Origin of the sequence: Fluviibacterium sp. S390, from assembly GCF_049800695.1 — a bacterium.
GTDB lineage: Bacteria > Pseudomonadota > Alphaproteobacteria > Rhodobacterales > Rhodobacteraceae > Meridianimarinicoccus.
Map to the genome: position 1 here is coordinate 96,103 of NZ_JBNAFN010000007.1, position 24,780 is coordinate 120,882.

At 66.8% G+C, this 24,780-nt stretch carries 27 protein-coding genes; 23 read left to right on the forward strand and 4 right to left on the reverse strand.

Features of this window, described 5'->3' with window-relative positions:
• Window positions 1-30: 30 nt before the first annotated feature.
• Both alaS and ACP15K_RS07765 read left to right on the forward strand, forming a co-directional pair.
• A complete protein-coding gene (gene alaS / locus ACP15K_RS07760) occupies window positions 31-2,700 on the forward strand; it encodes an alanine--tRNA ligase (protein ID WP_424990209.1) in 2,670 nt (889 codons plus the stop codon).
• Complete coding sequence (locus tag ACP15K_RS07765) at window positions 2,697-2,984, forward strand: DUF1330 domain-containing protein (protein ID WP_424990210.1); 288 nt, start codon at window positions 2,697-2,699, stop codon at window positions 2,982-2,984. Before alaS ends, ACP15K_RS07765 begins: the two co-directional genes overlap by 4 nt.
• Before the next feature lie 34 nt (window positions 2,985-3,018).
• Here the strand turns inward: ACP15K_RS07765 and ACP15K_RS07770 are convergent, their stop codons facing one another.
• Entirely contained in the window at window positions 3,019-3,291 is a 273-nt protein-coding gene (locus ACP15K_RS07770; RefSeq protein ID WP_193141648.1) for a hypothetical protein, read from the reverse strand.
• Between the two features lie 236 nt (window positions 3,292-3,527).
• Here ACP15K_RS07770 and fabF point away from each other — a divergent pair, with 236 nt between their 5' ends.
• From fabF to cysE, 21 genes are all read left to right on the forward strand, one after another.
• Window positions 3,528-4,796 (forward strand): beta-ketoacyl-ACP synthase II, encoded by a 1,269-nt coding sequence (fabF, locus tag ACP15K_RS07775; RefSeq protein WP_193141647.1) that lies wholly within the window; start codon window positions 3,528-3,530, stop codon window positions 4,794-4,796.
• On the forward strand, window positions 4,796-5,944 hold the full coding sequence (gene mltG / locus ACP15K_RS07780; RefSeq protein WP_424990259.1) for an endolytic transglycosylase MltG: 1,149 nt from the start codon (window positions 4,796-4,798) through the stop codon (window positions 5,942-5,944). The genes fabF and mltG overlap by 1 nt, the downstream gene beginning before the upstream one ends.
• Window positions 5,945-6,342: 398 nt before the next feature.
• Entirely contained in the window at window positions 6,343-6,684 is a 342-nt protein-coding gene (locus tag ACP15K_RS07785) for a hypothetical protein (protein ID WP_193141646.1), read from the forward strand.
• A complete protein-coding gene (locus tag ACP15K_RS07790) occupies window positions 6,593-7,963 on the forward strand; it encodes a DNA-packaging protein (RefSeq protein WP_193141903.1) in 1,371 nt (456 codons plus the stop codon). The genes ACP15K_RS07785 and ACP15K_RS07790 overlap by 92 nt, the downstream gene beginning before the upstream one ends.
• Before the next feature lie 83 nt (window positions 7,964-8,046).
• Entirely contained in the window at window positions 8,047-9,258 is a 1,212-nt protein-coding gene (locus tag ACP15K_RS07795; protein ID WP_424990211.1) for a phage portal protein, read from the forward strand.
• Between the two features lie 5 nt (window positions 9,259-9,263).
• Window positions 9,264-9,524 carry a GTA head formation protein, RCAP_rcc01685 family gene (locus tag ACP15K_RS07800; RefSeq protein WP_193141902.1) on the forward strand — a complete coding sequence of 87 codons (261 nt, stop codon included), beginning with the start codon at window positions 9,264-9,266 and terminating at the stop codon, window positions 9,522-9,524.
• Window positions 9,521-10,084 (forward strand): HK97 family phage prohead protease, encoded by a 564-nt coding sequence (locus tag ACP15K_RS07805; protein WP_193141644.1) that lies wholly within the window; start codon window positions 9,521-9,523, stop codon window positions 10,082-10,084. The genes ACP15K_RS07800 and ACP15K_RS07805 overlap by 4 nt, the downstream gene beginning before the upstream one ends.
• A gap of 34 nt (window positions 10,085-10,118) precedes the next feature.
• Complete coding sequence (locus ACP15K_RS07810) at window positions 10,119-11,324, forward strand: phage major capsid protein (protein ID WP_424990212.1); 1,206 nt, start codon at window positions 10,119-10,121, stop codon at window positions 11,322-11,324.
• Window positions 11,325-11,490: 166 nt separating this feature from the next.
• The gene (locus tag ACP15K_RS07815; RefSeq protein ID WP_193141642.1) at window positions 11,491-12,087 is read left to right on the forward strand and encodes a head-tail connector protein; all 597 of its coding nucleotides are present in this window, start codon (window positions 11,491-11,493) and stop codon (window positions 12,085-12,087) included.
• The gene (locus tag ACP15K_RS07820) at window positions 12,084-12,422 is read left to right on the forward strand and encodes a head-tail adaptor protein (RefSeq protein WP_193141641.1); all 339 of its coding nucleotides are present in this window, start codon (window positions 12,084-12,086) and stop codon (window positions 12,420-12,422) included. Before ACP15K_RS07815 ends, ACP15K_RS07820 begins: the two co-directional genes overlap by 4 nt.
• A complete protein-coding gene (locus tag ACP15K_RS07825) occupies window positions 12,419-12,835 on the forward strand; it encodes a DUF3168 domain-containing protein (RefSeq protein ID WP_193141640.1) in 417 nt (138 codons plus the stop codon). Before ACP15K_RS07820 ends, ACP15K_RS07825 begins: the two co-directional genes overlap by 4 nt.
• An 18-nt stretch (window positions 12,836-12,853) precedes the next feature.
• Complete coding sequence (locus tag ACP15K_RS07830) at window positions 12,854-13,267, forward strand: phage major tail protein, TP901-1 family (RefSeq protein WP_193141639.1); 414 nt, start codon at window positions 12,854-12,856, stop codon at window positions 13,265-13,267.
• Window positions 13,267-13,593, forward strand: a complete 327-nt coding sequence (locus tag ACP15K_RS07835) for a gene transfer agent family protein (protein ID WP_193141638.1) — start codon at window positions 13,267-13,269, stop codon at window positions 13,591-13,593. The genes ACP15K_RS07830 and ACP15K_RS07835 overlap by 1 nt, the downstream gene beginning before the upstream one ends.
• Window positions 13,590-13,784 (forward strand): rcc01693 family protein, encoded by a 195-nt coding sequence (locus ACP15K_RS07840; RefSeq protein ID WP_193141637.1) that lies wholly within the window; start codon window positions 13,590-13,592, stop codon window positions 13,782-13,784. The genes ACP15K_RS07835 and ACP15K_RS07840 overlap by 4 nt, the downstream gene beginning before the upstream one ends.
• Window positions 13,785-13,790: 6 nt before the next feature.
• Window positions 13,791-14,453 carry a phage tail tape measure protein gene (locus ACP15K_RS07845; protein WP_193141636.1) on the forward strand — a complete coding sequence of 221 codons (663 nt, stop codon included), beginning with the start codon at window positions 13,791-13,793 and terminating at the stop codon, window positions 14,451-14,453.
• A 14-nt stretch (window positions 14,454-14,467) separates the two neighbouring features.
• Window positions 14,468-15,097 carry a phage distal tail protein, Rcc01695 family gene (locus ACP15K_RS07850; protein WP_424990213.1) on the forward strand — a complete coding sequence of 210 codons (630 nt, stop codon included), beginning with the start codon at window positions 14,468-14,470 and terminating at the stop codon, window positions 15,095-15,097.
• Window positions 15,097-15,984, forward strand: a complete 888-nt coding sequence (locus ACP15K_RS07855; RefSeq protein ID WP_193141634.1) for a DUF2163 domain-containing protein — start codon at window positions 15,097-15,099, stop codon at window positions 15,982-15,984. The genes ACP15K_RS07850 and ACP15K_RS07855 overlap by 1 nt, the downstream gene beginning before the upstream one ends.
• A complete protein-coding gene (locus ACP15K_RS07860; protein ID WP_193141633.1) occupies window positions 15,981-16,421 on the forward strand; it encodes a peptidase in 441 nt (146 codons plus the stop codon). The genes ACP15K_RS07855 and ACP15K_RS07860 overlap by 4 nt, the downstream gene beginning before the upstream one ends.
• 2 nt (window positions 16,422-16,423) lie before the next feature.
• On the forward strand, window positions 16,424-20,347 hold the full coding sequence (locus ACP15K_RS07865) for a baseplate multidomain protein megatron (protein WP_424990214.1): 3,924 nt from the start codon (window positions 16,424-16,426) through the stop codon (window positions 20,345-20,347).
• Window positions 20,340-21,050 (forward strand): DUF2793 domain-containing protein, encoded by a 711-nt coding sequence (locus tag ACP15K_RS07870; protein ID WP_424990215.1) that lies wholly within the window; start codon window positions 20,340-20,342, stop codon window positions 21,048-21,050. The genes ACP15K_RS07865 and ACP15K_RS07870 overlap by 8 nt, the downstream gene beginning before the upstream one ends.
• 69 nt (window positions 21,051-21,119) lie before the next feature.
• A complete protein-coding gene (gene cysE, locus ACP15K_RS07875; protein ID WP_193141630.1) occupies window positions 21,120-21,917 on the forward strand; it encodes a serine O-acetyltransferase in 798 nt (265 codons plus the stop codon).
• Window positions 21,918-21,931: 14 nt separating this feature from the next.
• Here the strand turns inward: cysE and ACP15K_RS07880 are convergent, their stop codons facing one another.
• The 3 genes from ACP15K_RS07880 to ACP15K_RS07890 form a co-directional block, all read right to left on the reverse strand.
• Window positions 21,932-22,222 carry an FtsB family cell division protein gene (locus ACP15K_RS07880; protein WP_193141629.1) on the reverse strand — a complete coding sequence of 97 codons (291 nt, stop codon included), beginning with the start codon at window positions 22,220-22,222 and terminating at the stop codon, window positions 21,932-21,934.
• Window positions 22,223-22,310: 88 nt separating this feature from the next.
• A complete protein-coding gene (locus ACP15K_RS07885; protein WP_193141628.1) occupies window positions 22,311-23,519 on the reverse strand; it encodes an MFS transporter in 1,209 nt (402 codons plus the stop codon).
• A gap of 241 nt (window positions 23,520-23,760) precedes the next feature.
• Window positions 23,761-24,687, reverse strand: coding sequence for a class I fructose-bisphosphate aldolase (locus ACP15K_RS07890; RefSeq protein WP_193141627.1), 927 nt, complete (start codon window positions 24,685-24,687; stop codon window positions 23,761-23,763).
• Between the last annotated feature and the right edge of the window lie 93 nt (window positions 24,688-24,780).

A 24,780-nucleotide genomic window follows, 5' to 3' on the forward strand; every position in this document is an offset into this window, starting at 1 on the left:
GTCCGAACTTGACCTGACAGAGACCGGATCATGGCCAGCCTGAACGATATCCGAAGCACTTTCCTGGACTATTTTGGCAACAACGGCCACGCCGTGGTGGACAGTTCTCCACTGGTGCCGCGCAACGACCCGACGCTGATGTTCACCAACGCGGGCATGGTCCAGTTCAAGAACGTCTTCACCGGCGTCGAACACCGCGACTACACCCGTGCCGCGACCAGCCAGAAATGCGTGCGTGCCGGTGGCAAGCACAACGATCTGGACAACGTCGGCTATACCGCACGCCACCATACCTTCTTTGAAATGCTAGGAAATTTCTCGTTCGGCGACTATTTCAAGGACGATGCCATTCCGCTGGCCTGGAACCTTCTGACCCGCGAATTCGGCATCGACAAGGACAAGCTGCTGGTCACCATCTATCACACCGATGACGAGGCCGCCGAAATCTGGAAGAAGGTGGCCGGTCTGAGTGACGACCGCATCATCCGCATCCCGACGTCTGACAACTTCTGGTCCATGGGCGCCACCGGTCCCTGCGGCCCCTGCACCGAGATCTTCTATGACCACGGCGATCACATCTGGGGCGGGCCTCCGGGCAGCCCCGAGGAAGATGGCGATCGGTTCATCGAGATCTGGAACCTCGTCTTCATGCAGTTCGAGCAATTCGAGGATGGCAGCCGGGAAGACCTGCCCAAGCCGTCGATCGACACCGGCATGGGGCTGGAACGCATCGGTGCGCTGCTGCAGGGCAAGCACGACAACTATGACACCGACCTGTTCCGGGCGCTGATCGAGGGGTCGGCCAATGCCACCAGCACCGATCCTGCCGGTCCCGGCAAGGTGCATCACCGGGTGATCGCCGATCATCTGCGCTCGACCTCATTCCTGATCGCTGACGGGGTGATGCCGTCGAACGAAGGCCGCGGCTACGTGCTGCGCCGGATCATGCGCCGTGCCATGCGCCATGCCCACCAGTTGGGCGCACAGGATCCGCTGATGTACCGGCTGGTGCCGAACCTGGTGGCGCAGATGGGGCAGGCTTATCCGGAACTGACCCGCGCGCAGGCGCTGATCGAGGAAACCCTTCTGCTGGAGGAAACCCGGTTCCGCCAGACCCTGGATCGCGGTCTGCGGCTGCTGGATGACGAACTGGCCGGTCTGCCCGAGGGCGCCGATCTGCCCGGAGAGTCGGCCTTCAAACTGTACGACACCTATGGCTTCCCGCTGGACCTGACCCAGGATGCGCTGCGCGAAAAAGGCCGTGCGGTGGATACCGACGGCTTCGACGCGGCGATGGAAGAACAAAAGGCCAAGGCCCGCGCGGCCTGGGCGGGTTCCGGCGACACCGCCGATGCCGCCATCTGGTTCGACATCGCGGAAACCCACGGCACCACCGAATTCCTGGGCTATGACACCGAAACCGCCGAAGGCCAGATCCTGGCCATCGTTCGGGACGGTGCGGCGCAGGACAAGGCGGCCAAGGGCGACGCGGTGCAGATCGTTCTGAACCAGACCCCGTTCTATGCGGAATCCGGCGGCCAGATCGGCGATACCGGCGTGCTGAAGACCGACACCGGCAAGGCCACCATCACCGACTGCCGCAAGGTGGCCGGGGTGTTCATCCATTTCGCCGAGGTGACCGAGGGCGAGATCGCCAAGGCCACCGGTGCCGAACTGACCGTCGATCACGACCGCCGCACCAACATCCGCGCCAACCATTCGGCCACCCACCTGTTGCACGAAGCCCTGCGCGAGGCGCTGGGGGATCATGTGGCGCAGCGCGGCTCGCTGAATGCGCCGGATCGTCTGCGGTTCGACTTCAGCCATTCCAAGGCCCTGACGCTGGAAGAACTGGACCGGGTGGAGCGCGAAGTGAACGCGTTCATCCGCCAGAACGACAAGGTCGAAACCCGGATCATGACCCCGGACGAGGCCCGCGATCTGGGCGCGCAGGCATTGTTCGGCGAGAAATACGGCGACGAAGTGCGCGTCGTGTCGATGGGCAAGCAGGCCGGCTCGGGCAAGGGCAGCGACAAGCAGACCTATTCGCTGGAGCTTTGCGGCGGCACCCATGTGCGGCAGACCGGCGATATCGGCCTGTTCGTGACGCTGGGCGACAGCGCTTCCTCGGCCGGGGTGCGGAGGATCGAGGCGCTGACCGGGGCGGCGGCCTTCGACTATCTGGCGGCACAGGATCACCGTTTGGCGGAAATCGCGCTGACCCTGAAGGCCAAACCCGAAGAGGTGCCGGACCGCGTCAAGGCGCTGCTGGATGAACGCAAGGCGCTGCAGGCTGAACTGGCCGATCTGCGCCGCGAACTGGCCATGGGCGGCGGCGCGCAGGGCAGCGGTCCTGCGGCGAAAGAGGTGGGCGGTGTGCCCTTCCTGGGCCAAAGCCTGTCGGGCGTGACCGGCAAGGATCTTCCCGCGTTGATCGATGCGCACAAGGCCAAGCTGGGCTCGGGCGCGGTGCTGCTGATCGCCGATACAGGCGGCAAGGCGGCGATTGCGGCGGGCGTCACCAAGGATCTGACCGACCGTGTTTCGGCGGTGGATCTGGTCAAGACGGCCGCGCAAGCCCTCGGTGGCAAGGGGGGCGGCGGTCGTCCCGACATGGCGCAGGCCGGCGGCCCGGATGCCACCAAGGCGGAAGCAGCCATCGCCGCTGTCGAATCTTTGCTGGAAGGAGGTGCCGCATGAGCACGGCTTTGTGGATCGCCCATGTGGATGTGAAAGACGCGGAGGCTTATGGCCGGTACGCAGCCCTGGCCACCGAGGCCATCGCCAAGCACGGCGGTGTCTTTCTGGCACGCGCCTCCCGCTATATCCAGAAGGAAGGCGCGGATCGCCCGCGCAACGTGGTGGCGCGGTTTCCGTCGCTAGAGGCGGCCGATGCCTGCTACGAATCTGCGGAATACCAGGAAGCGCTGAGACATGCGCGCGGCGCGGCGGTGCGTGAACTGGTGATCGTGGAAGAACAGTAACAGCCTGGCGCCGGTCTGGTGCCGGGCTTGCCTCCTAGTTGCGCGCGGTCGGAAAGTCGGCCTTTGCCTTCGCGGCCTGGCCGACCCACGCGGGACGGGCCACGGGGTGTGGGGCCTGAGACAGATCCAGAAATTCGCTGGACATGAACCGCTGCGCCGTGGGGGGCGCAATGTCGGGCGCCCCGGTCGGGGCCTCTTCAAGCGGCAGAACGATCTCGGGGCCATCGTCCAGCAGCGTCAGCGATGCGGCCTGTCCCGCCCCCGCCGCGCCGCACAGCCACAGCACGCTGGCAACTACCTGTTTCATCGGAAACTCTTCCACAAATGACGACTCGACCTTGCCGCCCGGTGCGCGGGCGACTGCCGAAGTGTCTCATGCATCGGGGGCGCGGCGCACCGTTGAACCGGAACCATGATTAAGGCAGGGTTGACGGGCGAAACCCGGCCAAAGCGGGGGGGCACAGGTGGCGTTGCGCTTGCCCCACCCCCCTTGGCCAAGCTATGTGAGCAATTCAGGCAGGGATCCAAGTGCAGGAGCGAAATATGCGGCGAGTGGTCGTGACAGGTCTGGGAATGGTCTCGCCGCTGGCGTGCGGTGTGGAAACTTCGTGGCAGCGGTTGCTGGCAGGACAATCGGCGGCGGGGCCCATCACCCGTTTCGATGCCAGCCATCTGGCAACGACCTATGCGTGCGAAATTCCACTGGGCGACGGCAGCGACGGCACCTTCAACCCCGATGACTGGATGGCGCCGAAAGAGCGCCGCAAGGTGGATGACTTCATCCTCTACGGTCTGGCGGCGGCGGAAGAGGCCGTGAAAGACGCAGGCTGGATGCCCGAGGATGAGGAAGCCCGGTGTCGTACCGGCGTGATGATCGGGTCGGGCATCGGCGGGCTCAGCACCATCGCGGACACCTCGATCGTGCTGAAAGAGCGCGGGCCGCGGCGGGTGTCGCCGTTCTTCATTCCCGCGTCGTTGATCAATCTTGTCTCGGGCCAGGTGTCGATCCGTTTCGGGTTCAAGGGACCGAACCACGCGGTTGTAACCGCCTGTTCCACCGGCGCGCATGCCATCGGCGACGCGGCGCGGCTGATCCAGTGGGACGACGCGGACGTGATGATCGCGGGCGGTGCCGAAAGCCCGATCTGCGATCTCGGGATCGCGGGGTTCAACGCCTGCAAGGCACTGTCGACCAAGCGCGGCAATGAGCCGGAACGGGCCAGCCGCCCCTATGACGCGGATCGGGACGGGTTCGTCATGGGCGAGGGCGCGGGCGTCGTGGTTCTGGAGGAATACGAACACGCCAAGGCGCGCGGCGCCAAGATCTATGCCGAGGTTCTGGGCTATGGCATGTCGGGCGATGCCTATCACATCACCGCCCCGTCCGAGGACGGCGACGGGGCCGAGCGGTCCATGCGCGCGGCGCTGAAACGGGCCGGGCTGGAGCCCGAGGCCATCGACTATATCAACGCGCATGGCACATCGACCATGGCCGACACCATCGAACTGGGCGCGGTCGAACGGATGATGGGGGAGGCAGCGTCGAAAGCGACGATGAGTTCCACCAAATCCTCGATCGGCCATCTTCTGGGCGCCGCGGGCGCGGTAGAGGCGATCTTCTCGATCCTCGCTATCCGCGATCAGGTGGCGCCACCGACCATCAACCTGGACAACCCGGCGGTCGAGACAAGCCTTGATCTGGCGCCCAATGCCAAGCGGGAGCGCGAGATCAACGTGGCCCTGTCAAACTCCTTCGGCTTCGGCGGCACCAATGCCTCGCTGGTGCTGGGGCGGGTTGCTGACGGATGCTGATCTGGCGCTCGGTTGCGTCCAATGCGTTGACGCTTCTTATCGTTCTGCTGGCCGGAGTCGGGATTGCCGTGGCCCTGGCGCAGAACTCCTATCGTGCCGAGGGGCCGTCCACCGAGGCGGTCTGCCTGAGTGTGCCGCGCGGGGCGACCATGACGTCCGTTAGCGACGACCTGGCCGAAAAAGGCTTGATCAAAATCCCCGCACTGATGCGCGTGGGCGCGGACTACGAAGAGAAGGCCGACCGTCTGAAGGCCGGAAACTTCCTGATCCCGCCGGGGGCCTCGATGCAGCAGATCGTCGATCTTGTGACCCGCAGCGGTCAAAGCACCTGCGGCAGCGAGATCAACCTGCGGATCGGCGTGGCCACCACCACGATCCGGGTGCGGGAACTGGATCCGGCCAGCTCGGAATACCAGATCACCGCCGATTTCACGCTGGGTGATCCCACGCCCGATGCCTATGACGACCTTCTCAGCCGGGGGTTTGCCCGCACGCGGGTGACCATGGCCGAGGGCGTGACCAGCTGGCAGGTGGCCGACAGCCTGAACAAGGCGGGGTTCCTGGTTGGTGCGCCCGTGGAGGTTGCCCCGGAAGGCTCCCTTGCGCCGGGCAGCTACGATGTGGCCATGGCCTCGGACCGGGCCGAGTTGCAACAGCGCATGCGCGAGGAACAGGAAGCCATCCTGGCCGCTGCCTGGGCCGGACGCGCCGAGGGTCTGCCGCTGGAAAGCGCGGAAGAGGCGCTGATCCTGGCCTCGATCATCGAGAAGGAAACCGGCGTCGCGGAGGAGCGGCCCTGGGTGTCGAGCGTCTTCATCAACCGGCTCAACAAGGGGATGCGCCTGCAGACCGACCCGACGGTGATCTATGGCATCACCGGGGGCGAAGGGGTGCTGGGGCGCGGGTTGTTCCGCAGCGAGCTGGCCCGGCCGACGCCGTACAACACCTACACCATCGACGGGCTGCCGCCGACACCCATTGCCAATCCCGGACTGGAGGCGATCGAGGCTGCGGTAAATCCGGCCGAGACCGACTTCCTGTTCTTCGTGGCCGATGGCACCGGCGGGCATGTGTTTGCCCGGACATTGGATGAGCACAACATCAACGTGCGCCGCTGGCGCCAGATCGAACAGCAGCGCAGCCAATAGCGAGTCGCGGGCGGGACGAATCCCCCGCGCAGCCTGAAAATCGTCGTCAACAAGTTGGGGATCCCTGCACCGATGGTGTGGGGATCCTGTCTTTTTGGGCTCGTGCCCTGGCAAGGCCCCGTTAATGTTCCTGAACACGCCGCGGGGTTTTCCATCGCCCGCAAAACAAGGGCGCCCGCGATGTCTCGGGCCCGTGTTAACCGATTCGAAGCCTTTGAAACCTTAACGGTTCGAACGGTTCCGTTTTGTTCTAAAAGTCTGTTTTCATTGACAAAACGGCCTGTTCCTTTTATCAATTACTGCAAGCTGGAAGACATGGACAAGACGCCGGAAAGACTTGGTGGATGTCGCGTTCATGGCTCTCTCGACGGGATACCGGGAGAGGCGGGTTAACAAGAATGGTGATGATCATCCCCGAAACGGGGGAGAACACCGCAGGGCATGTGCGCTCTGCGGCACGCAAGCAACTCGACCGCGCCACAAGCGCGCTCGACAAACTGGTGGACCAACTGGACGACGGCGAGATCGGCAAGATCGGAGAGGCGGGCAAGCTTCTTCGGGAGCTGAAGAACGCCCTGCAGTCGGCAATCGCGGAAAGGGAACGTCTTGAAAAGGAACAGCGGGAACAAGCTGGCATTGTCCACGACTATGCCCTCGACTTCGACGCCGCGAGACTTGAAATCGGGCGGCGTCTTGCTTGCCTCGGCGCCGCCGGAGGTGCGGGAGGCGTTTCTGAATGACCTGTCGCCGGGCACGCTTCTGGCCTTGCCCTATCTCTTCGAGTTCTGGGCGCTGGAGCACCAGTTGCCGCCAGAAGGCGAGTGGCGAACCTGGGTCATCATGGGTGGTCGTGGCGCGGGCAAGACCCGCGCCGGGGCCGAGTGGGTGCGCCGTGAAGTCGAAGGCTCCCGCCCGCTGGATCCGGGCCGCTCGCGGCGCGTGGCGCTGGTCGGCGAGACCATCGAACAGGTGCGCGAGGTGATGGTGTTCGGCGACAGCGGCATCCTGGCCTGCTCGCCCCCCGATCGCAAACCAGTCTGGGAAGCGACGCGCAAGCGGTTGGTCTGGCCCAATGGGGCCATCGCCCAGGTGTTTTCGGCGCATGAGCCCGAAAGCCTGCGCGGCCCGCAGTTCGATGCGGCCTGGGTCGACGAGTTGGCCAAGTGGAAGAAGGCGGAGGATGCCTGGGACATGCTGCAATTCGGGCTGCGACTGGGCCAGACGCCCCGGCAGGTGGTGACTACCACGCCGCGCAACGTCGGCGTGCTGAAGCGCATCCTCGACAATCCGTCGACGGTGGTGACTGCTGCCGCGACCGAGGCCAACGCCGCCTATCTGGCCGACAGCTTCCTTGCGGAAGTGCGGGCCCGTTATGCCGGAACGCGGCTGGGACGGCAGGAGCTGGACGGGGTGCTGCTGGAGGAAGTCGAGGGGGCCATGTGGACCCAGCCGATGCTGCAGACTTGTCAGGTCGAGACGCTGCCGGATCTGGATCGCGTGGTGGTGGCGGTGGATCCGCCGGTGACCGGGCACAACACTTCGGACGAATGCGGGATCCTTGTTGTGGGGGTGCGCATGTCGGGGTCGCCGCAGGACTGGACCGCCTATGTGATCGAGGATGCCTCGCTGGGCAAGGCCAGCCCCACCGGATGGGCTGAAGCGGCACTGGCGGCCATGGCGCGGCACAAGGCCGACCGCATGGTGGCCGAGGTCAACCAGGGCGGCGACATGGTCGAGACCGTGATCCGCCAGGTCGATCCGATGGTGCCCTTCCGGGCGGTGCGGGCCAGCCGGGGCAAGGCCGCACGGGCCGAGCCGGTGGCGGCGCTGTATGAACAGGGGCGGGTGAAACACCTGCGGGGTCTGGGCGATCTGGAAGACCAGATGTGCCAGATGACCATACGCGGCTTCGAGGGGCGGGGCAGTCCCGACCGCGTCGATGCTCTGGTCTGGGCCCTGACCGACCTGATGATCGAACCTGCCGGGCGGTTCCTTCGCCCGCGCGTCCGGGGCCTGTAGCACCCCCCGGACCCGACACATCCGAGACCGAAAAAGTACACACCGCGGCGCAGGTCGCTTGCGGTCAAGGAGGGCCTTTGCCGATGATCAAGGAATTCTTCAAACGTGAGCCGAACCAGGCGCCGATGACCCCGCCCGCGCCAGAGCGCAAGGCGTCTGCCACCGGATCGGTGCTGGCGGCGGTGCAGGGGGCGGGGCGGTCGGTCTGGGGACCGCGCGATGCCACCAGCCTTATCCGCAACGGGTTCTCGGGCAATCCGGTGGGCTTCCGGTCGGTGAAGCTGATCGCCGAAGCCGCCGCCGCCCTGCCGCTGGTGGTGCAGGATGCCGAGCGCCGCTATGACGCGCATCCGCTGTCGGATCGGCTGGCGCGGCCCAACGGCGCGCAGGGACGGGCCGAGCTTCTGGAAATGCTCTATGGCCAGATCCTGCTGTCGGGCAACGGCTATCTGGAAGGCGCGGGCGGTGGTCTGGGCGTGATGCCGCTGGAGCTGCATGTGCTGCGGTCGGACCGGATGCGGGTGGTGCCGGGCGGCGATGGCTGGCCTGCGGCCTATGAATACTCGGTCGGCGGGCGCAAGCATCGCTTCGACATGACCGGCGATGTGCCTCCGATCTGCCACATCCGCAGCTTCAGTCCACTGGATGATCACTATGGGTTCTCGCCCTTGCAGGCGGCGGCGAACGCCGTGGATGTGCACAATTCGGCCTCGCGCTGGTCCAAGGCGCTGCTGGACAATGCGGCGCGGCCTTCGGGCGCCATCGTCTTCACCGGCCCCGAGGGGCAGGGGACCATGTCCAACGATCAGTACGAGCGGCTGGTCGACGAGATGGCCGCGAATTATCAGGGCGCACGCAATGCCGGGCGGCCGATGCTGCTGGAAGGCGGGCTGGACTGGCGGCCGATGGGGTTCAGCCCCTCGGACATGGAATTCCAGAAGACCAAGGAAGCCGCCGCGCGCGAGATCGCCCTGGCCTTCGGGGTGCCGCCGATGCTGCTGGGGATCCCCGGCGATGCGACTTATGCCAACTACCAGGAGGCCAACCGCGCCTTCTATCGTCTGACGGTGCTGCCGCTGGCCACGCGGGTTTCGGCCGCCATCGCCGACTGGCTGGCGCGTTTCACCGGCGAGGCGGTGCGGCTGCAACCGGATCTGGACAAGATCCCGGCCCTGTCGGCCGAGCGCGAGGCGCAGTGGCGCCGGGTCCGCGAGGCCGACTTCCTGACCCGCAACGAAAAGCGCGGCCTGCTGGGTCTGCCGCCCATCGTCGAGGGCACGGGAAAGGGCGCGTGAGCGAGATGCCCAGACCAGCGCCCGGCGGTTCGCGCTTTCTGTACGAGCCCTTCGACCACAGTCCGGTGAAGGTGCACGAGGTGCAGGAGAAGCTTCTGGACCTGAAGTTTTCCGGCATCGACGGGCGGCTGGAACGGATCGAACAGATGATGGAGCGGCTGGAGCGCCGGTTGTGGCTGACCGTCTATGGGGTCGTCGCGACAATCCTGGCGCAGGCCATCCGCTCGCTTCTGACTTTGGCTCCCAATGGAGGATTTGGATCATGACCACGCAGAGCCCCTCGGGGTTGGAACACAAGTTCTGCCGGTTCGACGGAGAGGTCGCGCTGGAGGACGGTTGCCGGATCGAGGGCTATGCCTCGCTGTTCGGGCGCACGGATCAGGGCGGCGACGTGGTGGCGGCGGGGGCCTACGCAAGGTCGCTGGAGCGGCTGGGCAAGGCGGGCCGTGCGGTCAAGCTGCTGTGGCAGCATGATCCGGCCCAGCCCATCGGTATCTGGGACGAGGTCCGCGAGGACGCCACCGGCCTGTTCGTCAAGGGCCGCCTGCTGACCGAAGTGACCCGGGGCCGCGAGGCCGCCAGCCTGATCGAGGCCGGGGCCATCGACGGGTTGTCCATCGGCTACCGCACCGTCGCGGCCACCAAGGATGCCGAGGGCCGCCGGGTGCTGACCGAGCTGGAGCTGTGGGAAGTGTCGCTGGTGACCTTCCCGATGCTGCCCGAAGCCCGCATCGGCGCCAAGGCCGAGGATCGCAACGACACCCTTTGCCGGGAGCTGGCCGAGATTTTCGGCGCCGCCCGTCAGACCCTGGCCGCGGCGGACTGAGCCTCCGCGCCCAACTTATCAGAAAGGACATCGGATGATTGAACCCGAGACCAAGGCTCGGGGCGGGGAAGTTATGCCCGCCGCCCAGCCGGTGCCGCCCAGCGGGGTGGCCGAGATGAAGTCCGCCTTTGTCGGGCTCATGCAGGACCTGACCGAGTTCCGGCAGGGGATTTCCAACCAACTCAAAGCACAGGAAGAGAAACTGACCATGCTGGATCGCAAGACCGCCTTTGCCGGGCGCCCCGCCCTGTCCGTCACCGCCGAAACCGAGGTGCCGCATCAAAAGGCCTTCGAAGGCTACCTGCGCAGCGGCAACGAGGAAGCGCTGCGGTCGCTGGACCTGGAAACCAAGGGCATGACCACCACCAGCGAGGGCGTGCTGGTCGACCAGGTCACTTCGGAGGCCATCCAGAGCGTGCTGCAGTCGACGTCGTCGATCCGGTCTATTGCCACCGTGGTGCACGTCGAAGCGAACTCCTACGACGTGCTGGTGGATCACGAGGACATGGGCTTCACCTGGGCCAATGAGACCGCGACGCTGACCGACAGCACCACGCCGCAGATCTCGCGCATTCCGATCAACCTGCACGAGCTGAGCGCCCTGCCGAAGGTCAGCCAGCGCCTGCTGGACGACAGTGCCTTCGACATCGAGACCTGGCTGGCCGGACGCATCGGTGAAAACTTTGCCCGTGCCGAGGCCGATGCCTTCATCAATGGCGACGGGGTCGACAAGCCGCGCGGGTTCCTGACCCATCCGATGATCGACAACGACAGCTGGGCCTGGGACAGCCTTGGCTATGTCTTTACCGGCGCGGCTGGGGATTTCTCGTCCACCAATGCCTCGGACGCGATCATCGAACTGGTCTACGCGCTGGGAAGCCGTTACCGCGCCAACGCGAGCTTCGTGATGAACTCGAAAACCGCCGGTGCCGTGCGCAAGATGAAGGATGCCGATGGCCGCTTCCTGTGGTCCGACGGTCTGGCGGCGGGCGAGCCGTCGCGCCTGATGGGCTATCCGGTGCTAATCTCGGAAAAGATGCCCGACATCGCGCCCGGCGTGGCCGCCATCGCCTTCGGTGACTTCGGGGCGGGCTATACCATCGCCGAGCGTCCGGACCTGCGGGTGCTGCGCGATCCGTTCTCGGCCAAGCCGCATGTGCTGTTCTATGCCACCAAGCGCGTCGGCGGTGACGTCAGCGACTTCGCGGCGATCAAGCTGCTGAAGTTCGACATCTCGTAACCGCAGCGCAGAACAAGGCCGGGCTCTGCAGGGGGTCCGGTCTTCAGGGGTGGCCGTTCAGGAATTGGTCGCGTTGTCCAGCTTTCCCATCCGTTCGAGCAGCGCGGCGGGAGGGCGGCCACCCTGCCTTGGCCTCTGGCCCAACCCCCCAAGTGGAGGACAGTTCATGAAGCTTGTCGAGCTAGCCCCGGTTTCCGTTTTCGATCTGCCCATGGCCGAATTGCGCGAGCATCTGCGCCTGGGCACCGGTTTTGCCGATGACGACATTCAGGATCCGGTTCTGGAGCGGGCCCTGCGGGCGGCGCTGGATGCCATCGAGGCGCGAACCGGCAAGGTTCTGTTCGCCCGCGCGTTCCGCTGGACGGTGTCGGCCTGGCGCAGCCCGGTGGTGCAGGCGCTGCCGGTGGCGCCGGTGACCCAGATCACCGCCCTGTCGCTGGTCGAGGCCACCGGTGCCGTGACGCCGCTGAGCCCCGCCGACGTGACCCTGGAGGAAGACTTGCACCGCCCGCAGCTTCATCCCGCCCAGGGCTGCCTGCCGACGATCCCGATGCGGGGCAAGGCCGAGGTGACCTTCGTGGCCGGGTTTGCCGCCAACTGGTCCGGGATCCCCGCCGATCTGGCGCAGGCGGTTTTGTTGATGGCCGCGCATTTCTACGAAGCCCGGCTTGACGGTGGTGACGACGGCAACCTGCCCTTCGGGGTTGGCGCGCTGATCGCGCGGTATCGCACCGTGCGCATCCTGGGAGGGGCCAGCGCATGAGCCCGCATCTTCTGAGAACGCGTCTGGGGCTGGAGCGTCCGGTGGCGCTGGCCGATGGCGCCGGCGGTGCCTCGGTCAGCTGGAGCCAGGAGGGTCTGTTGTGGGGCGCTCTGGAGCCGTTGTCGGGCCGTGAAGCCGGCCATGACGGTGCCGCGGTGTCGCGGGTGCGCTATCGCATCACACTGCGCGGGGCGCCGGTGGGCGCGCCGTCGCGGCCAAGGGTGCGCGACCGGCTGCGCGCCGGCGTGCGCTGTTTCGAGATCACCGCGGTGCGCGAGGCCGACCCGGCCGCCCGCTTCCTGATCTGCGACGCGGTCGAGGAGGTGAGCGCATGAGCTATACCACCGCTCCGGCCCTGCAGGCGGCAATCTATGGCCACCTGACCGCCGATGCGGCTTTGGCCGCACTGGTCGGCCCGGCCATTTTCGATGCGCCGCCCGACGAGGGCGCCTTGCCCGCCACCTATGTGCTGCTGGGCGACGAAGAGGCGCGGGACCGCTCGGACAAGGGCGCGCGCGCCACGATGTACCGGCTGACCCTGTCGGTGGTGACCGATGCCGCCGGGTTCCACCGCGCCAAGCAGGTGGCGGCGGCGGTGGATGCGGCGCTGACCGGTGCCACGCTGAACCTGGGCAGCGGCCATCTGGTCGCCATGACTTTCGAACGGGCGCGCGCACGGCGCACCCGCAATGCCTCCGGCCGCCGGATCGACCTGCGATTCCGCGCGCTGGTGGATGAGACCCCTTAACGAAACGGGAGAGTTTCCATGACGGTACAAAGCGGCAAGGATCTGCTGATCAAGATCGATTTCGACGGCAATGGCGATTTCCGCACCCTCGCGGGGCTGCGGGCCACGCGCATCGGGTTCAACGCCGAAACGGTGGATGTGACCAGCCTGGACAGCGCGGGCGGCTGGCGCGAGCTTCTGTCCGGGGCGGGGGTGCGTTCGGCCTCGCTGACCGGGGCGGGGGTGTTCCGCGACGACAGCACCGACCTGCGCGCCAAGGACATGTTCTTCGGCTCTCAGGTCACGGTCTATCAGGTGGTGATCCCCGACTTCGGCGTGGTTCAGGGGGAATTCCAGATCACCGCGCTGGAGTATTCGGGCAATTACGACGGCGAGGCGACCTATGAGATGTCGCTGGCTTCGGCTGGCGCCCTGAGCTTCACGGCGATCTGATGGCAAATCCGTGGCGAGGCGAGGTGGCGCTGACCATCGACGGGCAGGCGCGGGTGTTGCGGCTGACGCTGGGGGCGCTGGCGGAACTGGAGGCGGAGCTGGACAGCGGCTCGCTTCTGGATCTGGTCGGGCGGTTCGAGAGCGGCGCGTTTTCAAGCCGTGATGTGCTGGCCCTGATCGTCGCCGGGCTGCGGGGCGGCGGGTCCGATCTGGACCCGCGCGACCTGCTGCGCGCCGAGATCGACGGCGGGCCGCTGGCGGCGGCGCAGGCGGCGGCGCTGTTGCTGGCGCGGGCCTTTGCCCTGCCGCAGGAGCCGGGTGGATGAGCGGGCTGGACTGGCCCGGCCTGATGCGCGCGGGGCTGTGCGGGCTGGGGCTGACGCCGGACCGGTTCTGGGTCCTGACGCCCGCAGAGCTGTGGCTGATGCTGGGCCAGTCCGACAGCGCCGACGCCCGCATGGGGCGCGACCGCCTTGGGGCGTTGATGGCGCAATTTCCCGACACGACAACAGGATGATACAGGATGGACAGCTTGGAAGTGGAAGATTTCAACCGGCAGGTGGATGCGCTGGAAGACAGCCTGGCGGGGGCGCAAAGCGTGGCCTCGGTGTTCACCGGCGAGTTGCAGCAGATCCGCACCACCATGGCCGACACGGGACGCGAGGTGCGCAACCTGTCGGGCGGCATCAGTCGCGGTCTGCGCGGGGCGTTTGACGGGCTGGTCTTCGACGGGATGAAATTGTCGGACGCCATGAAGAAGGTCGGCGAGTCGATGCTGAGCGCCACCTATTCCTCGGCCATCAGCCCGGTGACCAAGCATTTCGGCAAGATCGCTGGGGCCGGGATCGAGTCGATGATCTCGGGAGTCTTGCCTTTCGCCAAGGGCGGCGCCTTCAGCCAGGGGCGGGTGACGCCCTTTGCGCGCGGTGGCGTGGTCTCGGGGCCGGTGAGTTTTCCCATGCGCGGCGGCACCGGGTTGATGGGCGAGGCAGGGCCGGAGGCCATCATGCCGCTGACCCGAGGGGCCGACGGCAGCCTGGGCGTCAAGGCCGAGGGCAGCGCGGCGCGGCCGGTCAATGTGGTCATCAACGTCTCGACCCCGGATGTGGCCGGGTTCCAGCGCTCGCGCACCCAGATCGCGGCGCAGATGGGCCGTGCGCTTGGCGCCGGACAACGCAATCGCTGAACAGGAGACAGGCCATGGGCTTTCACGAGATCAGATTTCCGACCTCGCTGAGTTTCGGCTCGGCAGGCGGGCCGGAGCGGCGGACCGAAGTGGTCACGCTGGCCAACGGCTTCGAGGAGCGTAACACACCCTGGGCGCAGTCGCGCCGCCGCTACGACGCGGGCATGGGCGTGCGGTCGCTGGACGATGTGGCCGCGCTGATCGCCTTTTTCGAGGCGCGGCAGGGACGGCTGTACGGGTTTCGCTGGAAGGACTGGGCGGATTTCAAAAGCTGCCTGCCCTCGGCGGACCCGGCGCCGGGGGATCAGGTGATCGGCACCGGCGACGGGGCGACGGCGGTGTTCGGGCTGACCAAGCGCTATGTCTCGGGCAGCGAGAGCTATCAGCGGCCCATCGCCAAACCCGTGACCGGCACCGTGCGGGTTGCCGTGGCGGGCACCGAGGTGCCGCCCGGCGGGTTCAGCGTCGATGATGCCACCGGGCAGGTCACGCTGGGCGTGGCGCCGGGGGCGGGGCAGGTGGTGACGGCGGGGTACGAATACGACGTGCCGGTGCGTTTCGACACCGACCAGATTGTCACCTCGGTCGCCAGTTTCCAGGCGGGCGACGTGCCCGATGTGCCGGTGGTCGAGGTGCGGGTCTGATGGCGGTTTCGGCAGCCTTCCAGGCGCATCTGGACACCGGCACCACGACGCTGTGCCGCTGCTGGCGCATCCGGCGGCGCGACGGGCGGACACTGGGCTTCACCGATCATGACCGCGATCTTGGGTTTGACGGCACCACCTTCAAGGCCGACACCGGTCTGACCGCGCAGGCGTTGGAGCAATCCACGGGCCTGTCGGTGGACAACTCCGAGGCTTTGGGCGCGCTGAGTGCCGCCGCCGTGACCGAGGAAGATCTGGCGGCGGGCCGCTTCGACGGGGCCGAGGTCGAGGCCTGGTTGGTGAACTGGGCCGATCCGGCCACGCGCCACCCGGTGTTTCGCGGTCATCTGGGCGAGGTGCGCGCCGGCGGCGGGGTGTTCCGGGCCGAGTTGCGCGGGCTAACCGAGGCGCTGAACCAGCCGCAGGGCCGGGCGTTCCAGCCGTTGTGTGCGGCGCATCTGGGCGATGGCGCCTGCAAGGTGGCCCTGGGCAATCCGGCCAATTCCGTCACCGTCACCCTGACCGAGGCGCGCAGCCCGCAGGAGTTGCGCGTGACCGATCCGGGGGCGCATGCGGAAGGGTGGTTCACGCGCGGCGAGATGTCAGTGCTGAGCGGGGCGGCCAAGGATCTGTCGGTGCAGATCAAGGACGACCGTTTGACCGGGACGGGGCGCATTCTGCATCTGTGGGAAGACCTGCGCGCGCCTCTGGTGCCGGGCGATCAGCTGCGCCTGACGGCAGGTTGCGACAAGCGGCCCGCGACCTGCCGCGGGAAATTCGGTAATTTCCTGAACTTCCGTGGCTTTCCGGACATTCCCGGCGACGATTGGCTGATGGCCGTGCCCAAACGCGCGGGTCGCAACAACGGCGGGAGCCGGGTGCGATGAGCCGGGCACAGCAAAGCATCGCGGTTGCGCGTGGCTGGATCGGCACGCCCTATCTGCACCAGGCCACCACCTGTGGCGCGGGCTGCGATTGCCTTGGGCTGCTGCGCGGGATCTGGCGCGAGCTCTACAGCGCCGAGCCCGAACCGGTGCCACCCTACAGCCCCGACTGGTCGGAACCGCAGGGCGAGGAACGGCTGCTGGCCGCCGCCCGCCGCTGGCTGGTGGCGCGACCGCCGGGGTCCGAGGCGGCGGGCGATGTGCTGCTGTTCCGGATGCGTGACGGCATGGTGGCCAAGCATCTGGGGCTGCAATCGGCGACCGGACCGGAAGCGGCCTTCATCCACGCCTACGCGCGGCACGGGGTGGTCGAAAGCCCCCTGTCGCAGCCGTGGCGGCGGCGCATCGTGGCGCGTTTTGCATTTCCCGAAGGAGCCTGATCATGGCGACACTACTTCTTTCAGCCGCCGGTGCGGCGGCGGGCAGCGCGCTTGGCGGCTCGTTCCTGGGCCTGTCGGCGGCGGTCATCGGCCGGGCGGCAGGGGCGACCATCGGACGGGCGATCGACCAGCGGATCATGGGCAGCGGCTCGCAGGTGGTGGAGCGCGGGCAGGTGGACCGCTTCCGCGTCACCGGGGCCTCGCAGGGAGCGCCGATCCCGCAGGTCTTTGGCCGCATCCGGGTGCCGGGACAGGTGATCTGGGCGTCGAATTTCGAGGAAAGCCGCAAGGCCACCCGCGTCGGCGGCGGCAAGGGCGGCGCGCCGAAATCCAAGGTGCGGACCTACAGCTACAGTGTCAGCCTCGCGGTGGCCCTGTGCGAGGGTGAGATTTCCCGCGTCGGGCGGATCTGGGCCGACGGGCAGGAGATCCGCACCGACCAGCTGTCGTTGCGGGTCTATCGCGGCAGCGAGACACAATTGCCCGATCCCAAGATCGCCGCCGTGGAGGGAGGCGCCAATGCCCCGGCCTATCGTGGCACGGCCTATGTGGTGTTCGAGGATCTGCAACTGGAAGCCTATGGCAACCGGGTGCCGCAATTCAGCTTCGAGGTGATCCGCCCCGAGCAGCCCGCCTTTCAGGATGCCGACGGCGCGATGGTGGACGGGGTGCAGGCGGTGGCGCTGATCCCCGGGACCGGCGAGTACGCCCTGTCGCCCGAGCGGGTGCACTATGTCGAAGGGTTCGGGCTGAAACGGTCGGCCAATGTGAACAGCCCCGGGGGTCGCACGGATTTCACGGTGTCCATGGACGCGCTTGAAGAAGAGCTTCCCAACTGCAGGGCGGTGTCGCTGGTGGTGTCCTGGTTCGGCGATGACCTGCGCTGCGACCGCGCCAAGATCCGCCCCAAGGTCGAACAGAGGTTGGCCGATGGCGACCCGGATGCCTGGCGGGTTGCCGGGCTGGAGCGGTATCAGGCGCAGGAGGTGCCCAAGGATGGTGGCCGGTCGATCTATGGCGGCACGCCCTCCGATCGCAGCGTCATCGGTGCGATCCGCAACCTGAACGCACGCGGGCAGAAGGTGATATTCTATCCCTTCATCCTGATGGACCAGATGGCGGGCAACGGGTTGAGCGATCCCTGGACCGGGGCGGCAAACCAGCCGCCGCTGCCGTGGCGCGGGCGGATCACGACCTCGAAAGCGCCGGGACAGCCCGGCAGCCCGGACAAGACGGCGGCGGCGGCAGGGCAGGTGCGGGCCTTTTTCGGCACGGCGCGGGCATCGGATTTCAGCATCTCGGGCGACACGGTCACCTATACCGGCCCCAACGAATGGTCGCTGCGCCGGTTCATCCTGCACAACGCGGCGCTGTGCAAGGCGGCGGGCGGGGTGGAGTCGTTCTGCATCGGCTCGGAAATGCGCAGTCTGACCCAGATCCGCGACAGCCAGAGCGGCTTTCCGGCGGTGGCCGAGTTCAAGGCGCTGGCGGGCGAGGTGCGGGCGCTGCTGGGCGGCGCGGTCAAGCTGGGCTACGCGGCGGATTGGTCGGAATATTTCGGCTACTCGCCCACGGATGGCAGCGGCGATCACCTGTTTCACCTTGACCCGCTGTGGGCCGATCCCGAGATCGATTTCATCGGCATCGACAATTACATGCCGTTGTCTGATTGGCGCGACGAGGCCGGTCATGCGGACGCGGGCTGGGGCTCGATCTATGACCTCGACTACCTGAAGGCCAATGTGGCGGGGGGCGAGGGCTATGACTGGTATTATGCCAGTGCCGCCGACGCGCAGGCGCAATTGCGCAGCCCGATCACCGATGGTGCCTATGGCCAGCCCTGGGTGTTCCGCTACAAGGATCTGCGCGGCTGGTGGAGCAGCCCGCATCACAACCGCATCGGCGGGGTGCGGGCAACGGGGGCGACGCCCTGGGTGCCGCGCAGCAAGCCGATCTGGTTCACCGAGCTGGGTTGTGCGGCCATCGACAAGGGCACCAACCAGCCCAACAAGTTCCTCGATCCCAAGTCGTCGGAATCGGTGCTGCCACGGGCCTCGACCGGGGCGCGGGACGATCTGATCCAGATGCAATACCTGCGCGCCATGTTCGGGTTCTGGTCCGATCCGGCGCAGAACCCGGTGTCGGGGGTCTATGGTGGGCCGATGGTGGACATGAGCCGGGCCTTTGTCTGGGCCTGGGACGCGCGGCCTTATCCGTGGTTTCCCGGCCGCAGCGATGTCTGGAGCGATGGCGACAACTACTTGCGCGGGCATTGGCTGAACGGGCGGACGGGGGCGCAACTGCTGTCCACCGTGGTCCGCGAGATCTGCCAGCGTGCCGGGGTGGCCGACCCGGATGTGACCGGGTTGCACGGGTTGGTGCGCGGCTATGCGGTGGGCCAGCCCGAGAGCGCCCGCGCCGCACTTGAACCGCTGATGCTGGCGCATGGGTTCGACGCGCTGGAGCGTGAAGGGCGGCTGGTGTTTCGGTCGCGCGGCGGGGCGGCGGATGCGGTGCTGGGCAAGGACGACCTGGCGCAACATCCCGAGGAGGACGGCGATCTGTCGGTTCTGCGCGCCGCTGACAGCGAGGTGCCCGGAAGGGTGCGGCTGGACTATGTGGCCGCTGATGGCGGGTTCGACGTGGCCTCGATCGACGCGGCGGTGCCGGGGGGCGAGGTTGAAAACGTGGCCCGGTCCGAGTTGAACATGGTGCTGACCAAGGCCGAGGCGCGCGGGCTGGCCGAACGCTGGCTGGCCGAAGGCCGGATCGCGCGGGACACGGTGAAACTGGCGCTGCCGCCCAGCCGCATGGATCTGGGGGCGGGCGATGTGATCGACTTGCCGCATGGCGGCAGTATGGGTCGGTTCCGGGTGGATCGCTGCGAGGACGTGGGCGTGCATCTGCTGGAAGCGGTGCGCGTGGAAACGCCGGTCTACCAGCCGGGCCCGGCCATCGAGGAGTTGTCGCGGATCGCCGCCTTTCCCGCGCCGGTGCCGCCGTCGCCGGTGTTTCTGGACCTGCCCTTGCTGCGGACCGAGGATGTGCCGCACGCGCCCTATCTGGCGGTGGCCGCACGGCCCTGGCCGGGAGAGATTGCGGTCTATGGTTCGGGCAGCGACAGCGACTATGACCTGAACACGCTGGTGGACCTGGGCGCGCGGGTCGGGCTGACCCGGACTGAATTGCTGCGTGCGGCGCCCGGGCGGCTGGATCGCGGCGCGCCGCTGACGGTGGAAATCCCCGATGGCGCGCTGAGTTCGGTGAGCGAGGCGGAATTGCTGAACGGCGCCAACGCGCTGGCCATCGGTGACGGCAGCCCCGGCAATTGGGAAGTGCTTCAGTTTCGCCGCGCCGATCTGGTGGGACCGGATCTGTTCGATCTGTCGGAGCGGTTGCGCGGCCAGTTGGGCAGCGACGGGATGATTCCGGATATCTGGCCGGCGGGCAGTCTGGTGGTGGTGCTGGACGCGGCTCTTGTGCAGATCGCGCTGGCCTCGGGCGCGCGGGGTCTGACCCGGCACTATCGCATCGGGCCGTCGGACCAGCCCTATACCGATCCCAGTTTCGTGCATCAGCAGGCGAGTTTCGCGGGCAACGGGTTGCGGCCCTATGCGCCGGTGCATCTGCGCGCCGAGGTCACCCTGTCGGGCGATCACCGGCTGCGCTGGATCCGCCGCAGCCGGATCGACGGCGATCTGTGGTCGCTGCCCGAGATCCCGCTGGGCGAGGCGCAGGAGCGGTATTTGCTGCGCATCCGGCAGGGCGCGATCAAGCGCGAAGTTACGGTGACCAGCCCGCAATGGACCTATGACGCCGCCAGCCGCGCAGCGGATGGTGTCAGCGGACCTTACACGCTGGAAGTGGCGCAATTGTCGGACCGTTTCGGTCCGGGACTTTTCGGAAAGGTGACGATCAATGGCTAATACGGCAAACCTTGGGCTGCCCCTTGTGATGGAAGCGCAGGCCCAGAAGCATGTGACGGTGAACGCAGCGCTGGCGCGGTTGGATGCGGTCTGTAAGACCACCCTGCTGTCGGTGACGCAAACCACGCCGCCGGTCAGTGCCGTCGATGGTGCGGCCTATGGCGTGCCGCAGGGCGCGAGCGGGGTCTGGGCGGCGGAAGTCGGCAAGCTGGCGGTGTTCGACAATGGCGGCTGGGTCTATGTGACCCCGGCGGCGGGCTGGCGCGGCTGGGTCGCGGATCAGGGCGTGCCGGTGTTGCACGACGGGCAGGGATGGGTTGCACACGCGGTGGCGGTTTCGCCCAATGGGGCGGCCAGCCTGATGCAGGTGATCGAGGTGGATGTGCCGGTGGGGACGGGGGCGTCGGTGACCACGGCGGCCATTATTCCGGCGCGTTCCGTGGTGCTTGGCGTCACCGGGATCGTCACCTCGGCGGTGAGCGGCGCGTGCAGCAGCTGGCGGCTGGGCGTGCCCGGCGGGTCGGGGCAATACGGCACCGGGCTGGGCCTTGGACTGGGGTCTTGGGTCGAAGGGCTGAGCGGTCAGCCGCAGGCCTTTTACGCCGACACACCGTTGTTGATCGAGGCCGAGGGCGGCAGTTTTGCGGTAGGCAATCTGCGGCTTGCCGTGCATCTGATGCGGCTGCAAGTCCCGCGAGTGTGAACGGGTCGGGGTGGAAACCGGCGGTCAATCGGCTTAAGTTGCTTCGGTACGCAACGTCGGGAGGCCGCCATGTCCAACCCAAAGACGCAGTTCGCTGCCTTCGATCCTGTCTGGGCACAGGTGACCGAAGAAGCGCAGGCGACCATCCGTGACGAGCCGCTTCTGGGCGGGCTGGTGCATTCGAGCATCCTGCATCACCCGTCGCTGAGCCGCGCGCTGTCCTACCGGTTGTCCATGAAGCTGGCGTCGGCGGAAATGCCGGACCAGCTTTTGCGCGAGATCGTCGAGCAGGCTTTCATCTCGGATCCCGGGATCGAAGAAGCCGCGCGCGCCGACCTTGTGGCGGTCTATGAGCGCGACCCGGCCTGCCATCGCATGATCCAGCCGATCCTGTTCTTCAAGGGCTACCAGGCCATCCAGGCCTACCGCGTGGCCCATTGGCTGTGGCAGGAGGGCCGCCGCGACATGGCCTATTTTGTTCAGATGCGGGTGTCGGAACTGTTCGGCGTCGATGTGCATCCGGCCGCACGGCTGGGCAAGGGGATCATGATCGACCACGCCCATTCCATCGTCATCGGCGAAACCGCCGTGGTCGGCGACAACGTCTCGATGCTGCATTCGGTGACCCTTGGCGGCACCGGCAAGGAAGATGACGATCGTCATCCCAAGATCAGCGACGGGGTCTTGATCGGGGCCGGGGCCAAGGTTCTGGGAAACATCCGGGTCGGCCATTGCTCGCGCATCGCGGCCGGGTCGGTGGTTTTGGACGAGGTGCCGCCCTGCACAACGGTGGCCGGCGTGCCGGCGAAGATCGTGGGCGAGGCCGGCTGCGATCAGCCCGCCGTCACCATGGATCAGCATATCTGAGGACGGGCGCGGCCCTAGCGGATGATCAGATCATCGGCGCGCATCAGGCCCAGAACCTCGCGCGCGCGCTCGTCCAGCAAATCCAGATCCAGGAAATTGTCGGACAGGCGGTGGGTCTTGTTCTTCAGGGCATCCACCTGTGTCTGAAGCGCGTCGCGTTGCGCTTCAAGTCGGGTCTGGTCGGCCTCGATCTCCAGCCGGCGCAACACGCCGAGATCGCCTTGCAGGGCTGCAAAGGCGAAGTAACCGCCCAGCATGACGGCGACGGTGGTGTAGATCAGGAAGCCGAAGCCCGAACCCTGCATGTGACTGCCTCAGATATTTTGGACCGACATTGCCACAGGATGTGTGCCCTGTGAATCCCAAATCGGCGGGCGCGCGCGGGTCGGGCGGCTAGGACGCAGACACCGACCGGCGCCGGACCAGCAGCAGGATGGTGCCCAGGACCGTCAGATTGACCAGTCCGGCGATGACCGCGTTGGCGTAGGTCCAGTAGTAGGCCCCGGTCAGGTCAAAGAACAACCCGCCCTGCCAGCCGCCCAGGGCATGACCCAGCCAGGCCACGGCCAGAACGACCCCGGTGGACATGGCCCGCCGCGCAGGGGGGGCGAAGGCCTGAACCGTGACCAGAACGCCGGTCATCACGCCGCCGTAGCCAAAGCCATACAGCGGCGAAAACAGCCAGAACGCCTGCATCGATCCCAGCAGGACGAAGCCCATCATCAGGGTCGTTTGCCAGGCCGTCGCGGCCATCCATGACCGGGCGGCGCCGATCTTGTCGGCCAGCATGCCAAAGAAGATGCGTCCGCCGATGGCGGCGATCAGTACGACCAGCAGCGGGCCGCCCGCCTCGGCGCCGACGCCGCAGACCTCCTGGATCAGTGGCACCAGATGCATCAGCGGCACCGCCATGCCGGTGCAACAGCCCAGAGCCGCCAGCGACAGGGCCGGCAGGATGATCCAGGCGGGCAAGACAGGAGCGGTTGCCGTTGCCGCCGTGGCGCGACCTTGCGATTGCGGCGGGGATCGCATCAGGAACGACAGCGGCACCACGGTCACGGCAACGACCACCCCGAGGATTGTCATCGCCGACTGCCAGCCGGAGGCCTGTATCAGATGCCCCGCCGCGAAGGGCACCATGCCCTGACCTAGCGCCTGACCGGCCGACGCGATGCCAATGGCCAGCCCGGTGCGGGTTCGAAACCAGCTGCCAACCAGGGCGATGACCGGGGCGAACAGGCTGCCGCCGCCGACGGCGCCCGCAAAGAAGAACAGGGTGTAGAACTGGGCCAGCGACTGCGCATTGGCGGCCAGCATCAGCGCGCCGGACAGCGACAGCGCGCCGATCAGGCAGATGGTGCGCGTGGCGATCCGGTCGGCCAGAAACCCCATGACGATGCCGCCGGTGGCAATGCCGATCAGGCCGAAGGAATTGATCGCCGAAACCTGTGCCCGTTCCCAGCCGAAATGGACTTCCAGCGGCACCAGGAACGCCGACAACCCGTTGACCAGGGTGCCCATGGAAATGCCCAGGATGAGGGCTGCCGCAGCGACAATGGTCCAGCGATACGCAGGTTGGGAAATGTCGGTTCCAGCCGTCATGGTCAGCCCTTCTCATACAGCATTCGGCCGCCCGAAGACGGCCATGGCTGATCCCTGCCGGTCCAGTCTATGCGCGCCCTGTGTCATTTGCCACGAAAATGCGGGGCAGGGGGCGTCGCTGGGGCGGTCCTGAACGCGCAGCCGCCCGGTTGTTTGCATTGCGCCGTCGGCCTGTCGGCGGGCGACGCGGAAAACGCCCGAAGCAGGCTCCGGGCGATTCTTCAGGGCTTAGCGCCTGGGATCAGGCTTCGCCCTTGTAGATGGCAATCAGCTTGCCCAGCATGTCCAGCGCGTCGGCCTTGGTGCGCTGGAAGCTGTTGCGGCCGATGATCGAGCCGTTGCCACCGCCGTCGCGGATGGCGCGGGCGTCGTCATAGACGCTGTCGGCGCCTTTCTTGGCACCGCCCGAGAAGACGATGATCCGGCGACCGTTCATCGAGGACTGCACGCAGTGGCGCACGCGCTCGGCCTGTTCGGCGATCGAGATCTGCTGCTCTTCATAGACCTTCTTGGCCTCGGGCAGCATCAGATGATCGGTGGACAGTTTCACCTTGATGACATGGGCGCCCAGCAAGGCGGCCATATGGGCGGCATAGGCGGCCACGTCGATGGCGGTTTCGCCGTCCTTGGTGACACCTTCGCCCCGCGGGTAGGACCAGATCACCGTGGCGATGCCCTTGGCGGCGGCCTCTTTGCGCATCGCGACGATCTCTTCCATCATCGAGATGGCGCAGTCGGAGCCGGGGTAGATGGTGAAGCCGATGGCGGCACAGCCCAGACGCAGCGCGTCATCGACCGAGGCGGTCACGGCCTGATCCTTGCCGGCGGAACCTGACATCAGCGAGTTGGCCGAGTTGCACTTCAGGATGGTCGGGATCTGACCGGCAAACGTGTCGGCACCCGCTTCCAGCGGCCCCAGCGGCGCGGCATAGGCCGAAAGCCCCGCGTCGATGGCCAGCTGGTAGTGGTAATGCGGGTCATAACCTTCGGGGTTGGGCGCAAAGCTGCGGGCAGGGCCATGTTCGAACCCCTGATCCACGGGCAGGATGATCATCTTGCCGGTACCGCCAAGCGCCCCCTGCATCAGCATGCTGTGCAGCTTTGCCTTCACGCCGGGGGTCTCGCCCTCGTAGTTCTTCAGGATGTTCTTGACGATTTCAGTGGTCATGCGTTTGCACCTTTCACGGGTGAGGACTGGTTAATCTGATAGGCAAGCGCCCTCGGCGGTTCAACGTCTGTGACCGCTAACAGGCACAATATA

Bases quoted from the DNA above. Each gene is read 5' to 3' on its own strand.
- ACP15K_RS07825 (WP_193141640.1), top strand. From the start codon at position 12,419: ATGAGCTATACCACCGCTCCGGCCCTGCAGGCGGCAATCTATGGCCAC.
- ACP15K_RS07865 (WP_424990214.1), top strand. From the start codon at position 16,424: ATGGCGACACTACTTCTTTCAGCCGCCGGTGCGGCGGCGGGCAGCGCG.
- ACP15K_RS07800 (WP_193141902.1), top strand. From the start codon at position 9,264: ATGCCCAGACCAGCGCCCGGCGGTTCGCGCTTTCTGTACGAGCCCTTC.
- ACP15K_RS07870 (WP_424990215.1), top strand. From the start codon at position 20,340: ATGGCTAATACGGCAAACCTTGGGCTGCCCCTTGTGATGGAAGCGCAG.
- ACP15K_RS07880 (WP_193141629.1), bottom strand. From the start codon at position 22,222: ATGCAGGGTTCGGGCTTCGGCTTCCTGATCTACACCACCGTCGCCGTC.
- ACP15K_RS07820 (WP_193141641.1), top strand. From the start codon at position 12,084: ATGAGCCCGCATCTTCTGAGAACGCGTCTGGGGCTGGAGCGTCCGGTG.
- ACP15K_RS07860 (WP_193141633.1), top strand. From the start codon at position 15,981: ATGAGCCGGGCACAGCAAAGCATCGCGGTTGCGCGTGGCTGGATCGGC.
- ACP15K_RS07850 (WP_424990213.1), top strand. From the start codon at position 14,468: ATGGGCTTTCACGAGATCAGATTTCCGACCTCGCTGAGTTTCGGCTCG.
- alaS (WP_424990209.1), top strand. From the start codon at position 31: ATGGCCAGCCTGAACGATATCCGAAGCACTTTCCTGGACTATTTTGGC.
- ACP15K_RS07855 (WP_193141634.1), top strand. From the start codon at position 15,097: ATGGCGGTTTCGGCAGCCTTCCAGGCGCATCTGGACACCGGCACCACG.
- ACP15K_RS07790 (WP_193141903.1), top strand. From the start codon at position 6,593: ATGCCCTCGACTTCGACGCCGCGAGACTTGAAATCGGGCGGCGTCTTG.
- ACP15K_RS07805 (WP_193141644.1), top strand. From the start codon at position 9,521: ATGACCACGCAGAGCCCCTCGGGGTTGGAACACAAGTTCTGCCGGTTC.
- ACP15K_RS07810 (WP_424990212.1), top strand. From the start codon at position 10,119: ATGATTGAACCCGAGACCAAGGCTCGGGGCGGGGAAGTTATGCCCGCC.
- ACP15K_RS07830 (WP_193141639.1), top strand. From the start codon at position 12,854: ATGACGGTACAAAGCGGCAAGGATCTGCTGATCAAGATCGATTTCGAC.
- ACP15K_RS07835 (WP_193141638.1), top strand. From the start codon at position 13,267: ATGGCAAATCCGTGGCGAGGCGAGGTGGCGCTGACCATCGACGGGCAG.
- ACP15K_RS07815 (WP_193141642.1), top strand. From the start codon at position 11,491: ATGAAGCTTGTCGAGCTAGCCCCGGTTTCCGTTTTCGATCTGCCCATG.
- ACP15K_RS07795 (WP_424990211.1), top strand. From the start codon at position 8,047: ATGATCAAGGAATTCTTCAAACGTGAGCCGAACCAGGCGCCGATGACC.
- ACP15K_RS07765 (WP_424990210.1), top strand. From the start codon at position 2,697: ATGAGCACGGCTTTGTGGATCGCCCATGTGGATGTGAAAGACGCGGAG.
- cysE (WP_193141630.1), top strand. From the start codon at position 21,120: ATGTCCAACCCAAAGACGCAGTTCGCTGCCTTCGATCCTGTCTGGGCA.
- ACP15K_RS07770 (WP_193141648.1), bottom strand. From the start codon at position 3,291: ATGAAACAGGTAGTTGCCAGCGTGCTGTGGCTGTGCGGCGCGGCGGGG.
- ACP15K_RS07845 (WP_193141636.1), top strand. From the start codon at position 13,791: ATGGACAGCTTGGAAGTGGAAGATTTCAACCGGCAGGTGGATGCGCTG.
- fabF (WP_193141647.1), top strand. From the start codon at position 3,528: ATGCGGCGAGTGGTCGTGACAGGTCTGGGAATGGTCTCGCCGCTGGCG.
- ACP15K_RS07785 (WP_193141646.1), top strand. From the start codon at position 6,343: ATGGTGATGATCATCCCCGAAACGGGGGAGAACACCGCAGGGCATGTG.
- ACP15K_RS07840 (WP_193141637.1), top strand. From the start codon at position 13,590: ATGAGCGGGCTGGACTGGCCCGGCCTGATGCGCGCGGGGCTGTGCGGG.
- ACP15K_RS07890 (WP_193141627.1), bottom strand. From the start codon at position 24,687: ATGACCACTGAAATCGTCAAGAACATCCTGAAGAACTACGAGGGCGAG.
- ACP15K_RS07885 (WP_193141628.1), bottom strand. From the start codon at position 23,519: ATGACGGCTGGAACCGACATTTCCCAACCTGCGTATCGCTGGACCATT.